This window comes from Pseudomonas sp. MCal1, from assembly GCF_026341415.1.
In the GTDB taxonomy this organism is placed as follows: Bacteria; Pseudomonadota; Gammaproteobacteria; order Pseudomonadales; family Pseudomonadaceae; genus Aquipseudomonas.
In genome coordinates this window covers 183063-203520 of record NZ_JAKUMP010000002.1, presented here as the reverse complement: position 1 = coordinate 203520, position 20458 = coordinate 183063, and the positions used below count along the sequence as shown (strand labels likewise).

Genomic DNA, 20458 nt, shown 5'->3' with positions numbered 1-20458 from the left:
AACATGACAGACGCACAACAGCGCCTCGCGGAAGTCCGGGCGGCGATCTCTGACGTCCTGAAGAAAGGCCAGCGCTTGCGTCGTGCGGATCGCGAACTGTATCGCGCCGAGCTGAACAGCCTTCGCCTGCTCGAGCAGCAATACGCGAAGGAGGTCGCGCTGGAACAGGCCCAACAACAGGGACGTGGCCGTAACCGCATCTCTTACATGAAGATCTGACTATGGGATTTTTTCGAAAAGACCCGGCCGAGTTGCTGATGCGTGAGGCGATCAAGCTCGCCAAGTCGGCAAACGAGGCCCGACCTATTGTCGCTCAAGGTGGTGGGGGTGGTGTTGAGACGCGCTGGCGCGGTGCCTCCCGCGTGCTGCGCAGTATGGCCAGCTGGATACCCGGCCTCGGCAGCCCGCGACGCGACCTCGACCAAAACGAGCGGCGCATGTTGGTGGCTCGTTCACGGGATGCCATGCGCAATCACCTGATCGCAAGAGCGGCGATCACTCGCCTGCGCACCAACGTAGTCGGCACCGGTCTGGTTTGCCGTTCGCAAATTGATCACGCGGCGCTCGGTTTGAGTGAGGAGCAGGCCGAAGACCTCAATACCCAGCTCGACCGGCTCTGGTCGTTGTATGCCGATGATCCACGTGAGTGTGACGCGGAAGCGACGCTCAATCATTACCAGCTACAGGCGCTCGTGATGGTCTCGTCGATGGTCGGTGGCGATGTATTGATTGCCAGCCCCGATGACGAGCGTCCGGGCTGTGTCTTCAGTACTCGGCTGCAATTAATCGAGTCGGATCGGGTATGCAATCCGGCTGGACAGCTGGACAGCGCGAACCTGGTGGACGGCGTCGAATTCGACAGACTCGGCGCCCCGTTGGCTTACCACGTCTGCACCGGTTACCCGAACGAGTTCACCGCCGGCCAAGCCCTCAAATGGGAGCGTTTGCCAGCCTTCGGTGAAGCCACCGGCAGACGCCGAGTCATGCATGTGATGGCCGACAAGGAGCGTCCGGGTCAGAAACGAGGCGCGCCGTACCTGGCCCCAGTGCTGGAGCCACTGCAGAAATTGGAGCGGTACAGTAGCGCCGAGCTGATGGCGGCGGTGATCTCGGCCATGTTCACCGTGTTCATCAAGAAGACCAACGACTTTCAGGTCGGAAACCTGCCGATGACCGCCTTGGCGAACGAAGGCGGCGGTCCTGGTGGCGATACCACGGGAGATGGCGAACTCGCCTTGGGCGAGGGCGCAATTGTCGACCTAGGGCAGGGCGAAGAGCCGGTCATTGCCAACCCGGCCCGACCCAACGCGCAGTTCGATCCATTCTTTACCGCCGTGGTCAAGGAGATCGGTGCGGCCTTGGAACAACCGATGGAGGAACTGTTGCTGCACTACAGCAGCAGTTACAGCGCGGCCCGTGCGGCGATGTTGCAGGCCTGGCGCTTCTACAGCCTGCGCCGCTGGTGGCTGATCTGCGACTTCTGCCAGCCCAGCCGCGAACTGCTGATTGACGAGGCAGTGGCGCGTGGATTGATCAAGTTGCCCGGCTATGCGGATCCGGCTAAGCGCAAGGCTTACTGCCAGGCGATCTGGATCGGTCCAGCCCGTGGCGCCATCGATGAGTTAAAGGAGGCCAACGCCGCCGGCAAGCGCATCGAGATCGGTGTCAGCAATGAGACGCTGGAAACCGCCGCTATGACCGGCGAGCCGTGGCAGCAGGTGTATCGACAGCGCGTGCGCGAAGTCGAGCAGCGCCGCAAGGACGGCTTGCACGTCCTGCCCAAGGGGCGCGAGCAGGAAACCCCGCCCAATAACCCCAACGAGGAATAACCATGCCCCGCGCATTTGAGCTGGCTGCCTCGCAGCCTTGGCTGATGCTGCCCGGCGCCCTGGAAAACCTGCTGACCATCGCAGACCGAATGGGCGATCCGGCGGCGCTGGAGACACGCTCCGGCATGCGGCTGGACAACAGCCGTACCGTCAGCGTGCGCAACGGGGTGGCGATCATCCCAGTGGTCGGCCCGGTGTTTCGCTACGCCAATCTCTTCACCGAGATCAGTGGCGCGACCAGTACGCAGGTGCTGGCGACCGACCTGCAAAAAGCGCTGGAAGACCCCAAGGTCAGCGCAATCGTCCTGAACATCGACAGCCCAGGCGGTGTGGCCGCCGGCATCAACGAGCTGGCCGACCACATCCATGCAGCCCGAGATCGCAAACGCATTGTTGCTTACATCGGCGGCACCGGTGCCAGCGCGGCCTACTGGATCGCCTCGGCGGCTGGCGAGATCGTCATCGACGAGACCGCGCTCGCCGGCAGCATCGGCGTCGTGGTCGAGGCGGTTGTGGAGGGCGAGGCCGCTACAGGGCGCAAGCGTTACCAAATCGTCAGCCGCAACGCACCCAACAAACGGGTGGATCTGTCCACTGAAGAGGGACGGGCCAAGGTCGGCGAAACCGTCGACGCCATGGGCGACGTGTTCGTAGCCAAGGTGGCCCGGAACCTGGGCGTGGATCCGGAACGCGTTCCGGAGATGGGCGACTTCGGCGGACTGCGTGTCGGCGCTGCCGCTGTCGAGTCCGGCCTGGCCCATCGTCTGGGCTCGCTTGAAGCATTGATTACCGAACTGGCCAAAACGGCCGCAACCCAACCGAGGAAATTCAACATGACCACCGTCAGCAGCACGGCGGAGTTGCGTGAGGCGCTGGCCGCCGGCACGGATCCGCAGACCATCCAGATCGCCCAGGCGAGTCAGCCGGATCTGGAGAGCATCCGCACCCAGAGCCGCGAGGAGGGCGCGACCGCTGAGCGGCAGCGCATCACTGGCATCAACGCCATGGCCAGCAAGGGATTCGAGACCGAGATCGCTGCCGCTATCGATGCCGGTACCTCGGTCGAAGCCACCGCCCTGCAACTGTTCAAGGCGGCGCAGGATCGCGGCATTTCACTGAACGCGATCAAGTCCGATGCCACCGGCGCCTCGACCTCGACCCCGACTGATAACGATAACCAGGGCGAACGTAAGGCCGTGGTCAACGCCATCGTCGTGGGCGCCTCGCGCCGCTGACAGGAGAAAAACATGAGCAATCCAGAACGCCAAACCTACGTGCCCGAGCAGCTTTCAGCGGGCGCCTTCCCGGTGATGATCGACATCGCTGTGATCGCCGCCGGCCAGAATCTTCCGCGAGGTGCCGTCCTCGGCCAAGTCCAAGCGAGTGGCGAGTACGCGCTGTGCAAGGCCGCCGCCACGGACGGCTCCGAGGTGCCCTCAGCGATCCTCGATCAGGCCACGGATACCAGCAAGGGTGTCCAGGCGGCACCGATCCGACTGACCGGCGAAGTGCTGGCCGCCCAACTCACTCTCGGCGAAGGGCTCACCGTAGCGAAGGCGAAAGCCGCGCTACGAGCCCTGTGCCTGTTCGTTCGTTAACCGGAGTTTCCGATGGATATTTTTGATACCCGCACCATGCTGGAAGCGGTCGAGCAGATGCCGACCGCACGCCGCTTTCTGTTGAACACTTTTTTCAACGGTGGCACTCCGGTGACGTTCCCGACCAAAACCGTGGACATCGACATCATCAAGGGCAAACGCAAGATGGCGCCGTTCGTCAATCCGCGTCTGCCGGGCAGCCTGTCGCTGCGCGAGGGCTACACCACCAGCACCTACACGCCACCGTACATCCAACCCAAGCGCGAGACCACCGCCGAACTGGTACTCAAGCGTTCGGCCGGCGACAACCCCTACGCCACCCGTACACCGCTGGAGCGTGCGGGCCAGTTGTTGGGCAAGGATCTGCGTGACCTGGACGACGAGATCGTCCGCCGCGAAGAGTGGATGTGCGCCCAGGCACTGACCACCGGCAAGGTTCGCGTGATCGGCGAGGGCGTGGACGACACCATCGATTTCCTGATGGCCAGCGACCACCGGATCAGCCTTGGTAGCGGGCAATGGGGCACGGCCGACAGCGACCCCATCGGCAACCTACGCAGTTGGAAACGCAAGATCGCCAAGGACTCCGGTCGCACGGCCAACACGGTGGCCATGAGCGGCGAAGCGCTGGACGCCTTCCAGTCCAATGCGACGGTGATGAAGCAACTCAACACCCGCCGCGTCGACATGGGCATGATCAAGCCAGAGGAATTACCCGACGGCGTGACTTACCTGGGTTACCTGAACGATCCGGGCGTCGACCTGTACGGCTATGACGAGTGGTATCTGGACGATGACGACGACGAACAGCCAATGATCCCGGTCGGCGGTTTGATCCTCGGTGCGACTTCGACGCGCAATGCGATGCTGTATGGCGCGATCCAGGATCTGGAGGCCGTGGAAAGCGGACTGGTTGAGGCGGCCCGCTTCCCGAAAAGCTGGGTTACGCAAGAGCCGAGCGCTCGCTGGCTGAAACTGCAGAGCGCCGCCTTGGCTGGCCTGCTGGAGCCGGACGCCTTCATCTACGCCAAGGTGGTGTGACATGGCCAAGAAAGCCGAATACCTGGTGATCGATGGTTGCGTGCAGGACGGTCGAAATGTGGTCGTCAAAGGCCAACCATACAGCCCGCCCAGCAAGGAGGTGGCGGACGCGCTCGTGGCCGAGGGGCGCATCGCGGATATCAAGGATCCGCGTGCGCAGCAATTGCTGGGAGACAACCCAGGCACAGTCGACGACGTCGACGACGGTGAATGACTGTGGGCTTTCGCGAGTTGAGCGAAGACATGGATGCCTTGGTGCTGGATGGGCTGGGCGACATGGGAACGGTCGGCGGTCGTGAGATCGCCGGTTTCTTTTCTGCCCCCTGGTTACAACCGCGCATAGGGCGGATCAACACCGCACTACGAGAGCCGCAGTTCGAGATCCGCGTCAGCGATGCTTCAGGAATTGAGCCGGGCCAACTGGTTCTTATTGATCTACCGGCGCAAGACGGCGGCGGCCAGTACGACCTGGTGAAACTTGAACCGGATGGCACCGGTTGGGTAGCGTTGTTGTTGAGGGCTAAACGATGAGCGTCGGTAGCTATGTCAAACCCTCGGCCGGTGGCGGGATGATATCGCTGCAAACCTCGGCGGCCGACCTGAAAGCTTTTCAGGATTTCGCCGCGCTGGTGCCGAAGGCCGCTGCTGCGGCACAGCGGCGAGCCATCAACAAAACGTTGCGATGGCTCGCCACGCAAATTGCTCGCGCCGTTGGCCGACAGGAGCGCATTGCGGTTGCTGCTGTGCGGCAGCGCCTGCGAGCTTACCCGGTCAGCGGTGGAGCGAACAGCGGCAAACTTTGGTTCGGCCTCAACGCCATGGAAGCCAGCCGCATTGGCCGGCCTCGACAGAGCCGTTCCGGTGTGTCAGTGGCGGGGCGCCGCTTTCAGGGGGCGTTCTTCAAGAAGGTTTACGGCAACAGTGCGGATGTCTGGATCCGAACGGCCAGTAAGCATTTCGACGCCAGTGACTATCCCGATAGCGATGTCAGCGGGGCGGGCGGGGCCAGTTCGGGCTGGATCGCCGAACACGGTAGCCGCTTTCCACTGGCGAAAGCCAAGGTGTCGCTGGAGCAGGCGCGGCCACACTTCGAAAGCTGGATCCGCAAGGCCGACGAACAGTTGCTGCACGTCCTGCAGCAGGAACTCAATTTTGAACTGCAGAAACACCTGAAGGGAACATGACATGACGGATCAAGTCGATAAGCCGTTCAGCCTGGAGCAGTTGTATCAAGCCATTGAACGGCATATTCAGGATCACCTGCCAGGTATTCAGACTGTTGCAGTCTGGCCGAACATTGATGATCGCATCGCACTGCCGGCGGTTCTGGTCGAATTGGCAGAGATGGAGCCGGGACTCGATCCGGGAACGGGCGAAACGGGCCTGTCCTGCAAGTTTGAAGCGCGGGTGATTACCGACCCGATCCAGCCCGATCACCATCAGCAAGCGGTGTTCATCGCCGGTCAGTTGGCCGTGCTGCTGCGAATGCAGTCGTGGGGCGTCGAAGTCGAACCGGCGGAGTTTGTTCAGGCCATGCAGGACTGGACCAAGCCGGAGCTGGATGGCTATACCGTCTGGGTTGTGGAATGGACGCAGCAGATCTACCTCGGCGAAACGCAATGGCCGTGGCCTGATCAGCCGTCAGGCACGCTGCTGTTCGGCGTGGAGCCTGACACTGGCCTGGCCAACAAGGACAAGTACTTTGCGCCGGAGAATCTACCATGAGCGCCGGCTACGTGAGCGCCCAGCATGACCGCATGCTCGCCGGCCTGGTCAAGGACTGCTACGTGGTGGCGGTGGATCTAACGGCATCACCACCGGTGTGCCGCGTTTCGGACGGTGAATGGGTCAGCGGTTGGGTGCGCTGGCACAGCGTCGCCGCCGGCAAGGCACGGCACTGGCGAGCGCCAAGCCTGAATGAGCAGGGCACCTTGATCAGTGCCAGTGGCGAAGTGGCACAAGGCACGTTCATTCCCGGCTTATACGGTAACGGCGGGCCACCGCCTGACAACCGTGACCATGTCGAAGTCTGGCATTTCGAGGATGGCGGGCGCTTGGTCTACGACTGGCAGGACAGCATTTACAGCATCACCCTGCCCACCGGCACGGTCGTCATCAAGGTCGGGGCAACCCTGGCCGAAGTGACCGACAACGCCGTTACCGTGAAGTCGGGAACGATCGATCTCGAAGGCAAAGTGAACATCAAGGGACCGGTGAATATCGACGGGCCACTGCACGCCACGCAGAACATCACCAGCGACGGTGCGATCCTGGACACCACCGGCAACACTGCCAACCACAAGCACTGATCACCCACCCACCTATCCACCCAGCCCGCCGCGCGCGGGCTTTCTTATGCCTGGAGATACTCATGACCAAGGTCAAATCTGAAGTCGAGGCGTTCGCGGAAGCACTGCCAGTATCAGGGCTTGTCCCTGTTGCTCAGGGATTCCCCGGCCATGCCTCTGACCAGCTCATCAAGTTTCGCGACGCCCTCTACACCTCCCGCACGGTGGTTCTGCCGGACGGTCGCACCCTTCCCGTGGTCAAGAGCCTGGTCATGGTCGAGGCGGGCGATGACGTCGCGCTGAAATACCTCAAGGCTCACCCTGAATACGAGCAGCTCAAGGAGTAGACCCGATGATCGGAATGGATCGCCACACCGGGCAGCCCATCTCCGGCATCGAGCATCTACGTCAGTCGGTTGCGGACATCCTCGGCACACCGTTGCTGAGCCGCCGTGAACGGCCGGAGTACGGCAGCAAGCTCCGGCGCATGGTCGACCTGCCGATCAACAAAGGTTGGAAGAGCGCGGCGCAGGCTGAGGCCGTGCGGGCACTCAACCAATGGGAGCCGCGACTCAAGCTTGAGCGCATCGTGGTTGTCTCCGTCCTCGGCGGCAAAATCAATTTCAAGATCAGCGGCGAATACCTCGGTGAGCGCGGCACGTTGGAGGTGTGGGTATGAGTACCCTGGTAGATCTGTCGGAGCTGCCGGCACCGGACGTGCTGGAACCGCTGGATTTTGAAGACACGTACAGCGAAGCGCTGGGCGTGTTCCGAGGGCACATGGGTCAGAACTGGACCGCCTCGCTGGAAAGCGATCCGGTGACCAAGCTGCTGGAAGTTGGCAGCTACATCAAGCTCGGTAACCGGGCACGTGTGAACGACGCGGCCAAGGCTCAGTTACTGGCCTACGCCACCGGCGCCGATCTGGATCACCTGGCCGCCAACGTCAACCTCAAGCGCTTGGTGATCCAGGCGGCGGATCTGCTGGCTGTGCCGCCGATTGCAGCGGTCATGGAGTCTCATGATGCGTTGCGCGAGCGTGTACAACTGGCCTATGAGGGGCTGACCACGGCCGGCCCCCGCAACAGCTACATCCTCCACGCACGAAACGCCTCGGCGTTGGTCGCCGATGCCACGGCGGAAAGCCCGGCGCCGGCCTGCGTCGACGTCACGGTGCTGGGATTAGAGGGCGATGGCGCGGCTGGCCCGGAGTTGTTGGCCTTGGTCGCTGTGGCTGTGAATGACGATGACGTGCGGCCGGTGGGCGACCGCGTCACCGTGCGCGGCGCCGAGATCCTGCGTTACCGGGTCGACGCCGTGCTGCACATGAAAGGCGCCGGCCCCGAGAACGACGCGGCGCTTACCGAGGCGATCCGTCGATTGGAAGCCTGGATCAATCCACGGCGCCGGCTGGGCGTCGAGGTAGCCCGGTCTGGGGTCGATGCGCAGCTGCATGTCGCCGGTGTTGCGCGAGTGGAACTGAAGGATTGGCAGGATCTGAAACCCACCAAGGCACAGGCCGCTTATTGCACGGGTTACACCGTTGTACTGGGAGGCTGACATGCGCAGTCTTTTGCCGCTCAACAGCACTCCCCTGGAGCGGGGTATCGAGGCGACATTCGCCGAAACCACGTTGATTCCGTTGCGCACGTTGTACAACCCCGACACCTGTCCGGAGCACCTGCTGCCGCATCTGGCCTGGGCCTGGTCGGTCGACCGCTGGGATCCAGCCTGGTCGGAACCGGTCAAGCGCGCCGCAATCAAGGCGTCGTTCTTTATCCACAAACACAAGGGCACCATCGGTGCCTTGCGCAGAGTCGTAGAACCGCTGGGCTACCTGATCGAGATCGTCGAATGGTTCAACACGGTGCCACAAGGCGTGCCGGGCACTTTTGCGTTGAAGGTCGGGGTACTGGATACCGGCATCACCGAGGAAATGTACCTCGAACTCGAACGCCTGATCGATGACGCCAAACCGGTCAGCCGCAAGTTGACGGGGCTGGCCATCAGCCTTGAGACGCAAGGCAACCTGAATGTTGGTGCATGCCTCTACGACGGCGACGAACTCGACATTTACCCACCTGAAATGCAGGACATCAACCTCACCGGCAACTTCGGTGTGGTTGGGCGGGAACACTCCATTGATACCTTGGACATATATTCATGATTGATGAGAATTCGAAATTTTTCGCGATCCTCACGGACGTGGGTGCCGCCAAGCTGGCGAATGCCAACGTGCTTGGGGTTCCCTGGAACATTACACAGATGGGCCTGGGCGATGCGAACGGCACTGACCCGCAGCCCAGCGCCAAGCAAACCAAACTGATCAATGAATGGCGTCGGCGGCCGCTCAATCAGCTACGCATTGATCCGGTCAATGCGGCAGTGATCATCGCCGAGCAGGTGATTCCAGCCGATGAGGGTGGCCGCTGGATTCGTGAGGTCGGACTGTACGATGCGGACGGCGACCTGGTCGCGGTGGCCAACTGCGCGCCGAGCTTCAAGCCAATTCTGTCGCAGGGCTCGGGACGCACGCAGGTGGTGCGGATGAACCTTATTGTTTCCAGTACCGCGCAGATCAGTCTCAAGATCGATCCGGCGGTGGTGCTGGCGACGCGTGAGTGGGTCGATTCACGCATTCTGGAGGAACTGAGCAAGCTCGATATCAAGCAATCGGTGCGAGCAGCCACCACGGCCAATATCAGCCTGGTCGGTTTACAGGTGGTGGATGGCGTTTCGATCAACGCCGGTGACCGGGTGCTGGTGAAAAATCAAACGGCTGCCAAGGACAACGGTCCTTATGTGGCGGCGGTTGGAGCTTGGGTGCGAGCCAAAGATGCGGACAACAACACCAAGGTGACGCCGAATCTGACGGTGGCGGTCGAGGTTGGCGCAACTCAGGGCGACACGATCTGGCAGCTGGTAACGGATGGCCCGATTGTCGTGGGCACCACCGCGCTGACGTTCAAGGACATCACAGACGGTTTTGCCCGGTTGTTCTCGCCGACGTTTTCAGGCAACCCCACGGCTCCCACGCCGGCGCAGTTCGACAGCAGCAAGTCGCTGGCGACGACTGAATTTTTCAAGCGGCGCGGTATCGAGTTCTCGGGGTTCACGACCAACGATCTGAGCCTGGTGCTGTCGGCGGCGCACGTCGGCGGCCTTCACAGTTTCGCCGCCGCAGCACAGCTAACGGCGACCTTGCCACCGACAGCAGGTGTTGCGCAGGGAGCCACGATCACGCTGGTCAGCGCGGGCGCGGGCGGGTTGAAAATCGTAGGTTCGGGGACTGACGTGGTCTATACCTCGACCGGCGTGGCCGGCCCGTTGGTGCTGGCTTTGGGCGACACGGCCGAATTCATCCGCCTCCAAGATCAGTGGCGGTTGATCGGCGGCACGGCGGCGTTGCGCTTCGCGGGTACGTTGAGTAGTGCGCACTTCTTCACGCAGCCGCAGTTCGATAACGGCAAGGCGTTGGCCACGACTGAATTTGTGCAGCGAGCCCAGGGTAACTTCAGCGGGCAAACGAATATCACCACGTCGGCTACCACGCTTACGCCAGCCCTGGCTGGGCGGCGCATCGTCGGCAATGTGGCTGGTACTTGGACACTTCCGCTGTTGGCCGCCAGTCCTGTCGGGTCAAAGTTTTATATTCAAAACTCGTCAAGTGGCGACATTGTGGTTAGCCGACAAGGGACGACGGATACTATCGTCGCCCTCGCCAAAACCGTGAACAGCGTCATTATCCCGACGGGGTCGGCTGGTGTTCTGGTGTGCGGTGAAACCAATTGGGTGTTTGAGGAGGGGCCCGCCACCCTGAAATACTCCACGGAGTTTGCATCGAGCATTTCTGGCTCGGGGTGGGCGAAAAATGCCAACGGCCTCATTGAGCAGTGGGGAACAGGCGTCACCGATGCGAACGGCTATGTGTACGTCACATTTCCTATCCCGTTTCCAAATGGCTGCCGCAATATCATCTTTAATCATGTGGGTTCGCTGAGTCTTATGTCCGCAGTCATGGGGGGGAGCGTTACGGCGACGGGTTGTACGTTGCGATTGCAAAACTCAGCCAATGCATCGGCAGTGAACTGGACAGTCTGGTGGCGGGCTATGGGGAACTAAAAATGAGCAAAATCGTGTATTTCAGTCCGTCCATTTGTGGGGCCTATCGCCCTGAGATTCATGGCACGAACATGCCGGCGGACGTGGTCGAGGTGGCGGAAAGTGTCTGGCAGGCGCTGCTCGATGAGTTGTCGACCAGTCCAAAAAAAATGTCGTCCCGACCCGATGGTCAGCCGGTGCTGATCGATCCGCCGCCGCTCGATGACGACGAACTGGCAGCGGTCGAACGGGCTTGGCGTGACGGGCGGCTGGCCCTGACCGATCCGCTGGTTTCCCGGCATCGCGACGAGCTGGAAGAAAGCGGCGCAACTTCGCTCACGGCCGAGCAGTACACGGAGTTGCAGTCCTACCGCCGGCAGTTGCGCGACTGGCCGCAGGTCGGAGAATTCCCGCTCGCCGAACACCGACCGCCGGCACCGACCTGGTTGGCAACGCAAACCACCTGAGCGCCCCGTATTGACGGGGCGTTTCTCATTCCGCCTCACGCAATATCAACACTTCAAGCCTCGCAGACACGCGGGGCTTTTTCGTTTCTGGAGAACGAGCCTTATGAGCTTCTTTCACGGCGTCACGACCACAGCGGTCGACACCGGTGCACGCACCATCACGCTGCCGTCTTCCTCGATCATCGGTTTGTGCGACACCTTCACGCCGGGTGTGTTGGGCGGCGGCACTGCCAAGGCTGGGGAACTGAAGCTGATCACCACCGAGCGCGAAGCCATTGCAGCGTTTGGCGCGGAATCGGCAATGACCCGAGCCTGCCAGGCGATTTACAAAAAAGCCAAGGCGGTGATCGTCGCCATTGGCGTGCCGAAGATGGATGATCCGGCGCTGCAGACATCGGCCATTATCGGCGGCGTGTTGGCTTCGGGTCAGCGTACTGGCCTGCAGGCACTGCTTGATGGCAAAAGCCTGTTCAACGCCCAACCGCGATTACTGATCGCACCGGGTCATTCGGCCACTAAGGCGGTGGCCACCGCCATCGATGGTCTGGCGCAGAAGCTGCGCGCCATCGGCATCATCGATGGGCCATGCACCACCGACGAGGAAGCCATGGCCTACGCCGACAATTTCGGCAGTCGCAACCTGTTTATGGTCGATCCCGGTGTGCAGTTCTGGGATACCGGGGTCAGCAAGACGGTGGATGCTCCCGGCTCTGCGTGGACCGCCGGCCTGTTTGCATGGACGGATGCGACCTACGGCTTCTGGGCCTCGCCGTCGAACAAAGAGTTCACCGGCATCACCGGCACCACCCGCGCGGTCGAGTACCTGGACGGCGACGAAACCTGCCGGGCCAACCTGCTCAACAACGCCAATATCACCACGATCATTCGCGACGACGGTTACCGGCTCTGGGGTAACCGCACATTGTCGAGCGATCCGAAATGGGCGTTCGTCACCCGCGTACGCACGTTGTTCATCCTCATGGATGCTGTGCAGGCCGGGCACAAATGGGCGGTCGACCGCTCGATCACCAAGACCTACGTCAAGGACGTCACTGACGGCCTGGAAGCGTTCATGCGTGACCTGAAGAACCAAGGCGCGGTGATCAACTTCGAGGTGTTCCCGGATCACGAATTGAACACGGCCAGCCAGATCGAGCAGGGCAAGGTGTACTGGCGGATCCGCTTCACCGACGTGCCGCCGGCTGAAAACCCGAACTTCCTTTTTGAGGTCACCAACGAGTGGATGACCGAAGTGCTTGAACCTGCCTAAGGAGGCACCCTGATGATTCCTGAAGTTCTCTCCAACTGCGCCGGGTTTATCGACGGCGTCAGTTTTGCCGGCGAAATGCCGAGCCTGACTCTTCCCAAGGTGGTGCTGAAAACCGAAGCCTATCGAGGCGGCGGTATGGCCGGTGAGGTTGAGATCCCGACCGGCGTGGAAAAACTGGAAGCCGGCTTCACCACCAACGGTGTGCGGCGCGAAGCGCTCAAGTTCTTTGGTCTGTCCGATCGCACCGCCTGCAGCGCTGTTTTCCGAGGTTCGTTCAAGGGGCTCAAGGGCAAGGTCACCCCGGTGATCGTCACCATGCGTGGCGGGATCAAGGAAGTCGACATGGGCGACTGGAAGGCTGGTGAGAAGGCCGAGACCAAACACAACATGGCATTGACCTACTACAAGCTCGAAGTCGCCGGCCGGGTGATTTACGAGATCGACATGCTGGGCATGGTGCTGGTCATCGACGGCGTCGACCAGCTCGCAGACGAACGTGCGGCCCTGGGCCTTTAAGGAAAATACGCAATGAATCAAGACATTCAACCGACCACCGAAAAATCGCTGCCTAAGTGGCTGCAGCTGTCTGACGAAGGCTTTCGCATCAGCCTCAAATACCCGACAGAACTGTCCGGTGTCACGGTCGACACTCTGATGATGCGTGCACCGTGCGTGCGTGATGTGCGAGCTGCGCAGGCGGCCTCCAACGGTGATGCCGAGCAGCGTGAAATGTCGTTGTTCGCTTCTCTGACCCAGACCCCTGAAGCGGATCTGATGGGGCTGAAGATGGTGGACTACCTGCGCCTGCAGGCCGGCTACTTTCGCCTGGTCACGGACGAGTAAATGCGACGGCTCTACGTTGAAGATCCTGGCCAAGCGCATGGCCAGGGAGACCGGGTTCTCGGCGGCTGAGATCACGGCCATGCCCTTCAACGAACTGGTGTGGTGGCTCTCCGACTGAGCCACCGCTCAACTCTTTCCGACGCATAAGGCACGCACATGGCGAAGAACCTCGCGCTTGGCTTTGTCATTGGCGGCGCCGTCGATCAGACGGTAGGCAAAGCGTTCAAGGACGTCGAAAGCAAGATCAAACATCTGGATTCGGTGGGCAGTAAGGCCCGAGTCCTGCAGAACACCATCGGCGACACCATGCGTCTGCGCGAAGAGTGGCGCAAGGCGCACGCGACCGGTGCCGCAAGCGCAGACAAGCTGCTGGCCAAGTACGAAAAGAACCTCGATCTGCTCAAGAAACAGGGTGTCGAGGTAGGGCGATTGAGCAAGGCTTACGCCACCATGGGCCGCGTGGCTGCCGGCGCCGAACTAAAGGCGCTCGGTCACCGGCAGATCGAGGAAGGCCGGGCCGGACTCAAAGGCACCATCGGCCAAGCCGGTGCGCTGACCGCCGCTGCTGCGATCCCGACCAAGGTCAGTGCCGACTACGGCGCGATCATTCGCGACATCGCGATCAAGGCCAACATTGCCAACTCACCGGAAGAGGCGCAGTTGTCCAAGACAGTGATCGAAACGTCGCGCGATACCGGCATGGCGCGCAACCAGGTGGCCGAAGTGGTCAACGCCCTGGTCGGTGCCGGCATGGAGCTGGACAAGGCGCTGGCTTACGCCCCGACGGCGGCCAAGTTTGCCATCGGCCAAGGATCGGAAGGCACTGAAACGGCCAAGATGATCAACGCACTGGGTCAGAACGCCAAGATCACTGACCCCAAGGTGATGGAAAAAGCGCTGGAAGCCATAGCCTATCAGGGCCAGGCAGGCAGCTTTGAAGCGGTCGACATGGCCAAGTGGTTCCCCGAACTGTTGGCCGGGATGGGCAAGCTGGGCATCACCGGCATGGACTCGGTGACGCAGCTGGGCGCCATGCTTCAGGTGCAAATGAAAACGGCTGGCGGTTCGGATGAGGCGGCCAACAACCTCAAAAACTGGATGGAAAAAATCGGATCCGGTGAGACGGTCGACGCTTACAAAAAGGCCGGTATCGACTACAAGGGCTCGATGCAGACCGGTTTGCAAAACGGCATGTCCACACTGGAATCCAGCTTTGCCTTGGCGCAGAAATACATCGAAGCGACCGATCCGAAGCGGGCTGCCGAGATGGCCAAGGCCACGGCGGCGATCAGCAAAGAGGCCGACCCCGAGAAAGCCAAAGCGATGATGAAATCGCTGGAAGAGGCTTTGCGTACCGGTGACCTGTTTGCCGACATGCAGGTGAAAGCGGCTCTGACCGCGTACATGCAGAACAGGGATCTGTACAACCAGCTGAAAAAGGATTCGGCCGGTGCCACCGGGATCCTCGACAAGAACCTCGCTGAGCGTCGACAAACCTCAGCGCAAAAATGGTCCGAGATGGCGCAGTCCATGGATGACGCCATGCGCAGCATTGGCGATGCGATCCGGCCGGTTACCGACGCAGTGGCTGACGGCATCAACAACGTCAGCCGCAAGCTATCAGGCTTCGCCGATGAGTTTCCACGGGTCACGCTCGGCATTGGTACGGCCGTGGCTGGGCTGGTCGCACTCAAGGGCGTCGTCAGCGCTTTCAAGGTCGGCAAGGGGCTGATGAACCTCGGGCGCGGCACACTGATGGGCAACCCGAACATCCCGCAAAAAGTGATCGTCACCAACCTGCCGGGTGCCGGCGGTGGATTGGATGCCGGTGATCTGGATGGCGGCGAAGGCAAGAAGGACAAAGGCGGGAAGGACGGTAAGGCCGGAGAAGGCAAGAAGAGCCAAGGCAGCAGGGGCGGCGGTCACGAAGGCGGCGGTCGCGGTGCCAAGATCGCCGAGGGCGTCAAAGGGCCGGCGTTTTTCGCGGTGGTTGACGCCGGCTTCAAAGCCTACGACACCTACGAAAATGCGGTGACTCAGGACGAAAAGGCCGAAGGCTACGGCGAGGCAGCCGGTGGGCTGGCCGGCACTTTGGCGGGTGCAGCTGCAGGCGCCGCTATTGGTTCGGCGGTGCCGATCATTGGCAACATCGTCGGCGGCATGATCGGCGGATACCTGGGATACATGGGCGGCGATGCGGCAGGAGGTTTTCTGGGCAAGAAACTGTTCGGTACCGACGAGTCGCTGAAGCGGGTACCGGACGCCGGGCCATTGATGATGGCCGATGCCGGAAAAAACCTGCCGCCGGTGATGGGTGACATCGCCCGGTCATTCGCGCCGCAATCCGCCCCCGGCCCGTTGGCACCTGGTGCAAAACCACCTGCAGTGCCCACTGTCAGCATGTTGCTCCCTGAGCGCCCAGCCGATGCTGCAGCAATGGGTGATGTCGCCCGTTCGCTGACCACACCTGCCAGTGCACCGATACCACCACCTTTACTGGCCGCGCCGATCCCTGCACCCCGATCCGAAACACCCAAGGTCGAACAACGGGTCGAGATCTCGGCGCCACTGCACATTACCGTGCAAGGCGATGCCAAGGATCCGGCGCAAATGGCGCGAGAGCTCCAACCCTACATCGCGCAGCAAATGCAGCAGGCCACGCAGCAGCTGCAGAACCGCAAACTCTACGATGAACCGCATGTGTAAGGAGGACTGATGGCTTATATGGAGCAACTGCAATCAGGGCTCAAGCAGCTGGCGGCAGCGGGGGAGACCGGACGGCGTAGCCTCGACGGCATGATGGGCCCGGTCAACGGCGCGATCAGCGAGATCAGCGGCGCGGCCTCGGAGCTGGAAGGCATTCCGATTGTCGGTCCTGCAGTCGGTGAAAAACTGCAGCGCGTGATGCGCGGGGTGAACGCCGCCCAGGCGAAGGTCGGTCAGGTGGTGGCCACCTACAACAAGGCCACGCGTGCCGTGTCGCAGATTGATGAACGCATGGGCCAACTCAAGGAGCAGGCGGCACGGGCGTCGACCGCTATCAACAAGATCGCCGGGAAGGTCAGCCCATCGCTGGGGAACATCCTGCCAACCGGATCGTTGGCTGGGGATGCGACGCCGGTACCGGAAGCAGTGAAGCCGTTTCCGCACCTGCTGATCGTACAGCCGCTGGATCCCAAAGCGGTGCCGTATTACTTCAACCTGGATACCGCCGCCTTCGACGAGCTGCGGCGCTCGACCGAATACCGCTGGGCTTCACAGGAACGCCTGACCCGGCGACCGGCGCAACAGGCGGTGGGCATCGGTGAGGAAAAGATCACCCTTAAGGGCGCGATCTTTCCGGGGTTCAAGGGTGGGATCAAACAACTGGACACTTTGCGCAGTCTCGGCGCTCAACAGCTGCCGCTGACACTCACCACCGGCTATGGCGACGTGCTCGGCACCTGGTGTTTGAAGAACGTCGAAGAAGAACAGAGCGCGCTGCTGCAAGGTGGTATCCCGCGTAAACAGGCGTTCACTTTGGAGTTTGTACGTTATGGCGATGACCTGCAGAACGTCTGATGGGGATCTACTCGACACCCTGTGTTACCACGCCTACGGGCATCTTAACGGAACGGTCGAGGCGGTGCTGGATGCTAATCAGGGCTTGGCCGATGAGCCGCAACCTTATCGGGCCGGTATTGTGATCGAGTTACCAGATCTGCCACTGCCGTCGGAGGACGGCATATCGCTATGGAGTTGATGAACTATAGTCACCCGTAGTTCACGTTGCTCCTTTAGCTTCACCCCCTCCAAAGCCCGCCCCGTGCGGGCTTTTTTTTGGAAAAAATAATGACCCCGACCTTTCGCATCGTCGCCGACGGTGCCGATATCACCCATCGGATCAACGACCGCCTCCTGCAGCTGAAGACCACCGACAAACCCGGTATGGAGTCCGACGAGTTCGAGCTGCGCATCGACGACCGCGACGGCGCGGTGGTGCTGCCTCCACGCGGGGCCAGTATCGAGGTTTACCTCGGCTACGCAGAAACCAAACTGACCCGCATCGGCCGATACGTCGTCGACGAGATTGAGCTGTCCGGCCCGCCGGATACGTTGGTTATCACTGGAAAGGCCAGCGACATGCGTGGTAGTGGCAAGACCACTCGCAGCGGCAGCTGGGAAAACGTGCCGTTGTCGCGGATCGTCGCCGACGTCGCCGCTCGCAACGGCTGGCAGGCGGTCTGCCCGGTGCAGACAAAAGTGCCCCGCGCCGATCAGCTCAACGAGTCGGACTTCAATTTCATTACGCGCCTAGCCAAGCAATACGACTGCACGGCCAAGGTGGCCGACGGCAAGCTGCTGGTGATGCCGCGTCAGGGCGGGGAGAGCGCGTCGGGTAAAGCGCTGGACACGGTGACTATCCAGCGGCGGGACGTCAGTCGTTTCCAGTTCAGGCTCGGCGACCGCAACACCCACAAGGCTGTGTCGGCCAAGCACCAGGACAAGAGGACCGGCAAGCTCGCCGTGGTTACCCTCGACAACGATGAATCACCCGACGGCTTGCCGCCGGTGCACACCGACCGGCACATCTACCCAAACAAGTCAGCCGCCGAAGCCGCTGCCCAGGCCCGTCTTACCGCATTCAACCGCTCCACGGCCGGCGTCCGGCTGGAGATGGTCGGACGCACCGATCTGTTTGCCGAACGATCGATCAACGCCCAGGGCTTCAAGGTCGGACTCGACGGCGAGTACCTAGTCGACTCCGTGGAGCAGGTGTTCACCCAAGCCGGCTGGAGCACGACGGTCGAGTGCAACGGCGGCAAAAAAGGCAAGGCGAAAGCCAAAGGCAAGAAGAAAAAATCGGCGAAGGATCTGAAGGTCGTTCAGATCAAGCAGTAGCGCCGCGTTCCCATAACCCAGGAGAAACCCATGGCTCTGACAGAACAGCAGCTGCAACGCATGATGCCCAACGCCCGCCGCCAAGCGGGCGTTTTTGTTTCCGCCCTCAATGCAGCGATGGATCACCGGCAAATCAACACGCCCAAGCGACAGGCCGTGTTTCTCGCCCAGATTGGGCACGAATCCGGACAGCTCAACTACGTGCGCGAGCTGGGCGGCGACCAGTACCTGAGCAAGTACGACACCGGCACCCTGGCCACAAGGCTGGGTAACACACCTGAGGCCGATGGCGATGGCCAGCGCTACCGTGGTCGCGGGCTGATTCAGATCACCGGTCACAACAACTACCTGCGATGCAGCTTGGCACTGTTCGGTGACGAGCGTTTGCTGCGCACGCCTGAGCTGCTGGAGCAGCCGCAATGGGCTGCCGAGTCGGCCGCATGGTTCTGGTGGGTTCGAGGGCTGAATGCCCTGGCGGATCAGGGCGAATTCGAGGAAATCACCCGCAAGATCAACGGCGGGCTAAATGGCCTGCAGGATCGCCTGCAGTTGTGGGAGCGGGCGAGGGCAGTGCTATGCGCCTCGGTGAACTGATCCCGACACCTTATCGGTTGTTTGGCAAAGCGGTACTGCTGGCCACTCTGGTCGGCGGATCTGCGGCCATCACCTGGCAAGTGCAGGATTGGCGCTACGGTAAACAGCTCGCCGAGCAGTCCCAGCTACACACCGACACACTCAATCAGTTGGCCCAGGCCTCGGCCGCGCAGCAGCGTGCCAACCAAGACAAACGCCTCGCGCTCGAGCAGCGCCTGGCATCCAGTGAACAAACCCATTACCGAGCCCTGAACGATGTTCAACGTGATCAAGGTCGCCTACGCGACCGTCTTGCCACTGCTGATCTGCGCCTGTCAGTTCTCCTCGATGCCACCACCAGCGCCGGCAACGGATCGATGCCAGCCACCGCCGCCACCGGCAGCGTGGTTCATGGTCCCACAAGAGCCGAACTTGACCCGGCGCATGCTCAACGAATTATCGGCGTCACCGATGACGGCGACCGGGGGCTGATTGCCCTCACGGCCTGTCAGGCATACGCCAAAGAAGTATCAACACCGAACTGAAAAAGAGCGGTCGGTCCGGATGCGTCAACATCCGGATCGACCGCCGTCCCTGCAGATTGTCCCTGCAAGTCCAGCCAAGGCTCTTGCTCCGTGCACAAAGCGCGGCGAGCCTAGCACCTGTTTATCCATACAGTAAAGGTCTTGCTTTTTATGTCTACACCCATCATCCCTTGGATGGGCGGCAAACGCCGCCTGGCCGACCGCCTCCTTCCGCTTTTTCCGCCACACGAATGCTACGTTGAAGTCTTTGCCGGCGGTGCCGCGCTCTACTTCATGAAGCCCCAGCCATCACCCGTCGAAGTCCTCAACGACATCAACGGCGACCTGGTCACGCTTTATCGTGTCGTGCAGAACCACCTCGAAGAATTTGTGCGCCAGTTCAAATGGGCGCTGAGCTCACGGCAGGTGTTCGAATGGCAGAAGATGACCCGCCCTGAAACCCTCACCGACATCCAGCGCGCCGCCCGATTCTTCTATCTGCAGCACCATGCCTTCGCTGGCAAGGTCTCGGGTCAGACATTCGGCACGGCGACCACTGCCCCGGCCATCAACCTGCTACGCATCGAGGAAAACCTCTCGGCCGCGTGGCAGCGCCTGTCCGGAACCTACGTCGAAAACCTCCCCTGGCTTGAATGCGCTGAACGCTACGACCGCGCTCACACCTTCCACTACATGGATCCGCCTTACTGGCAGACCGCCGGCTATGGCGTGGACTTTCCATTTGAGAACTACGAGCGGATGGCCGACTTCATGCGCCGCTGCAAAGGCAAAGTGATGGTCAGCATCAACGATCATCCGGACATCCGCCGCGTGTTCGAAGGCTTCCATTTTGAGACTCTGGACATCCGCTACACCACAGCCAATCAGCGGCAAGGGAAGGCTGAAGTCAGTGGCGAACTGGTAATCATGAACTGGGAGCCGATAGCGTTAGGTGGGTTGTTCTGACAGATGCTGGTCATCATTCTCTATTTTCAATCAGGAGAACATCCGACCTCCCGTCTATCAGATATTTCCTACAGAAA

Annotated in this window: 26 protein-coding genes; all 26 read left to right on the top strand. The window is 61.3% G+C overall.

Going from position 1 to position 20458, the window contains the following annotated elements:
• Positions 1-3: 3 nt before the first annotated feature.
• The 26 genes from MKZ87_RS04125 to MKZ87_RS04000 all read left to right on the top strand — a co-directional run bounded on the left by MKZ87_RS04125 (position 4) and on the right by MKZ87_RS04000 (position 20381).
• A complete protein-coding gene (locus MKZ87_RS04125) occupies positions 4-219 on the top strand; it encodes a hypothetical protein (protein ID WP_083366729.1) in 216 nt (71 codons plus the stop codon).
• Between the two features lie 2 nt (positions 220-221).
• Positions 222-1829 carry a phage portal protein gene (locus tag MKZ87_RS04120; protein WP_266200329.1) on the top strand — a complete coding sequence of 536 codons (1608 nt, stop codon included), beginning with the start codon at positions 222-224 and terminating at the stop codon, positions 1827-1829.
• Between the two features lie 2 nt (positions 1830-1831).
• A complete protein-coding gene (locus tag MKZ87_RS04115; RefSeq protein ID WP_266200328.1) occupies positions 1832-3064 on the top strand; it encodes a S49 family peptidase in 1233 nt (410 codons plus the stop codon).
• Between the two features lie 12 nt (positions 3065-3076).
• The gene (locus tag MKZ87_RS04110; RefSeq protein WP_266200327.1) at positions 3077-3427 is read left to right on the top strand and encodes a head decoration protein; all 351 of its coding nucleotides are present in this window, start codon (positions 3077-3079) and stop codon (positions 3425-3427) included.
• A gap of 12 nt (positions 3428-3439) precedes the next feature.
• Positions 3440-4468, top strand: coding sequence for a major capsid protein (locus MKZ87_RS04105; protein ID WP_266200326.1), 1029 nt, complete (start codon positions 3440-3442; stop codon positions 4466-4468).
• Position 4469: 1 nt separating this feature from the next.
• Positions 4470-4682: a hypothetical protein gene (locus MKZ87_RS04100; protein ID WP_266200325.1), complete on the top strand. Its 213-nt coding sequence runs from the start codon at positions 4470-4472 to the stop codon at positions 4680-4682.
• Positions 4683-4684: 2 nt separating this feature from the next.
• The gene (locus tag MKZ87_RS04095) at positions 4685-4999 is read left to right on the top strand and encodes a head-tail joining protein (RefSeq protein WP_266200402.1); all 315 of its coding nucleotides are present in this window, start codon (positions 4685-4687) and stop codon (positions 4997-4999) included.
• The gene (locus MKZ87_RS04090) at positions 4996-5652 is read left to right on the top strand and encodes a hypothetical protein (RefSeq protein ID WP_266200324.1); all 657 of its coding nucleotides are present in this window, start codon (positions 4996-4998) and stop codon (positions 5650-5652) included. Before MKZ87_RS04095 ends, MKZ87_RS04090 begins: the two co-directional genes overlap by 4 nt.
• A 1-nt stretch (position 5653) precedes the next feature.
• Positions 5654-6193, top strand: coding sequence for a hypothetical protein (locus tag MKZ87_RS04085; protein ID WP_266200323.1), 540 nt, complete (start codon positions 5654-5656; stop codon positions 6191-6193).
• A complete protein-coding gene (locus tag MKZ87_RS04080; RefSeq protein ID WP_266200322.1) occupies positions 6190-6777 on the top strand; it encodes a phage baseplate assembly protein V in 588 nt (195 codons plus the stop codon). The genes MKZ87_RS04085 and MKZ87_RS04080 overlap by 4 nt, the downstream gene beginning before the upstream one ends.
• A gap of 62 nt (positions 6778-6839) precedes the next feature.
• On the top strand, positions 6840-7103 hold the full coding sequence (locus MKZ87_RS04075; protein ID WP_266200321.1) for a hypothetical protein: 264 nt from the start codon (positions 6840-6842) through the stop codon (positions 7101-7103).
• Between the two features lie 5 nt (positions 7104-7108).
• The gene (locus MKZ87_RS04070; protein ID WP_266200320.1) at positions 7109-7435 is read left to right on the top strand and encodes a GPW/gp25 family protein; all 327 of its coding nucleotides are present in this window, start codon (positions 7109-7111) and stop codon (positions 7433-7435) included.
• Positions 7432-8316: a baseplate assembly protein gene (locus MKZ87_RS04065; protein WP_266200319.1), complete on the top strand. Its 885-nt coding sequence runs from the start codon at positions 7432-7434 to the stop codon at positions 8314-8316. The genes MKZ87_RS04070 and MKZ87_RS04065 overlap by 4 nt, the downstream gene beginning before the upstream one ends.
• A gap of 1 nt (position 8317) precedes the next feature.
• Positions 8318-8923: a phage tail protein I gene (locus MKZ87_RS04060; protein WP_266200318.1), complete on the top strand. Its 606-nt coding sequence runs from the start codon at positions 8318-8320 to the stop codon at positions 8921-8923.
• A complete protein-coding gene (locus MKZ87_RS04055; protein WP_266200317.1) occupies positions 8920-10878 on the top strand; it encodes a phage tail protein in 1959 nt (652 codons plus the stop codon). The genes MKZ87_RS04060 and MKZ87_RS04055 overlap by 4 nt, the downstream gene beginning before the upstream one ends.
• Before the next feature lie 2 nt (positions 10879-10880).
• Positions 10881-11324, top strand: a complete 444-nt coding sequence (locus MKZ87_RS04050) for a phage tail assembly chaperone (RefSeq protein WP_266200316.1) — start codon at positions 10881-10883, stop codon at positions 11322-11324.
• A 103-nt stretch (positions 11325-11427) separates the two neighbouring features.
• Positions 11428-12594 carry a phage tail sheath family protein gene (locus MKZ87_RS04045; protein WP_266200315.1) on the top strand — a complete coding sequence of 389 codons (1167 nt, stop codon included), beginning with the start codon at positions 11428-11430 and terminating at the stop codon, positions 12592-12594.
• A 12-nt stretch (positions 12595-12606) separates the two neighbouring features.
• The gene (locus MKZ87_RS04040; RefSeq protein ID WP_085683143.1) at positions 12607-13110 is read left to right on the top strand and encodes a phage major tail tube protein; all 504 of its coding nucleotides are present in this window, start codon (positions 12607-12609) and stop codon (positions 13108-13110) included.
• A gap of 12 nt (positions 13111-13122) precedes the next feature.
• Positions 13123-13437, top strand: coding sequence for a phage tail assembly protein (locus MKZ87_RS04035; RefSeq protein ID WP_266200314.1), 315 nt, complete (start codon positions 13123-13125; stop codon positions 13435-13437).
• Between the two features lie 156 nt (positions 13438-13593).
• A complete protein-coding gene (locus MKZ87_RS04030) occupies positions 13594-16143 on the top strand; it encodes a phage tail tape measure protein (RefSeq protein WP_266200313.1) in 2550 nt (849 codons plus the stop codon).
• A gap of 9 nt (positions 16144-16152) precedes the next feature.
• Entirely contained in the window at positions 16153-16998 is an 846-nt protein-coding gene (locus MKZ87_RS04025) for a phage tail protein (protein ID WP_266200312.1), read from the top strand.
• Entirely contained in the window at positions 16973-17179 is a 207-nt protein-coding gene (locus MKZ87_RS04020) for a tail protein X (RefSeq protein ID WP_266200311.1), read from the top strand. Before MKZ87_RS04025 ends, MKZ87_RS04020 begins: the two co-directional genes overlap by 26 nt.
• A gap of 89 nt (positions 17180-17268) precedes the next feature.
• Positions 17269-18318, top strand: a complete 1050-nt coding sequence (locus MKZ87_RS04015; protein WP_266200310.1) for a phage late control D family protein — start codon at positions 17269-17271, stop codon at positions 18316-18318.
• A gap of 30 nt (positions 18319-18348) precedes the next feature.
• Complete coding sequence (locus MKZ87_RS04010; RefSeq protein WP_266200309.1) at positions 18349-18912, top strand: glycoside hydrolase family 19 protein; 564 nt, start codon at positions 18349-18351, stop codon at positions 18910-18912.
• The gene (locus tag MKZ87_RS04005) at positions 18894-19436 is read left to right on the top strand and encodes a lysis system i-spanin subunit Rz (protein ID WP_266200308.1); all 543 of its coding nucleotides are present in this window, start codon (positions 18894-18896) and stop codon (positions 19434-19436) included. Before MKZ87_RS04010 ends, MKZ87_RS04005 begins: the two co-directional genes overlap by 19 nt.
• Before the next feature lie 150 nt (positions 19437-19586).
• Positions 19587-20381: a DNA adenine methylase gene (locus MKZ87_RS04000; protein ID WP_266200307.1), complete on the top strand. Its 795-nt coding sequence runs from the start codon at positions 19587-19589 to the stop codon at positions 20379-20381.
• The last annotated feature ends 77 nt before the right edge of the window (positions 20382-20458 follow it).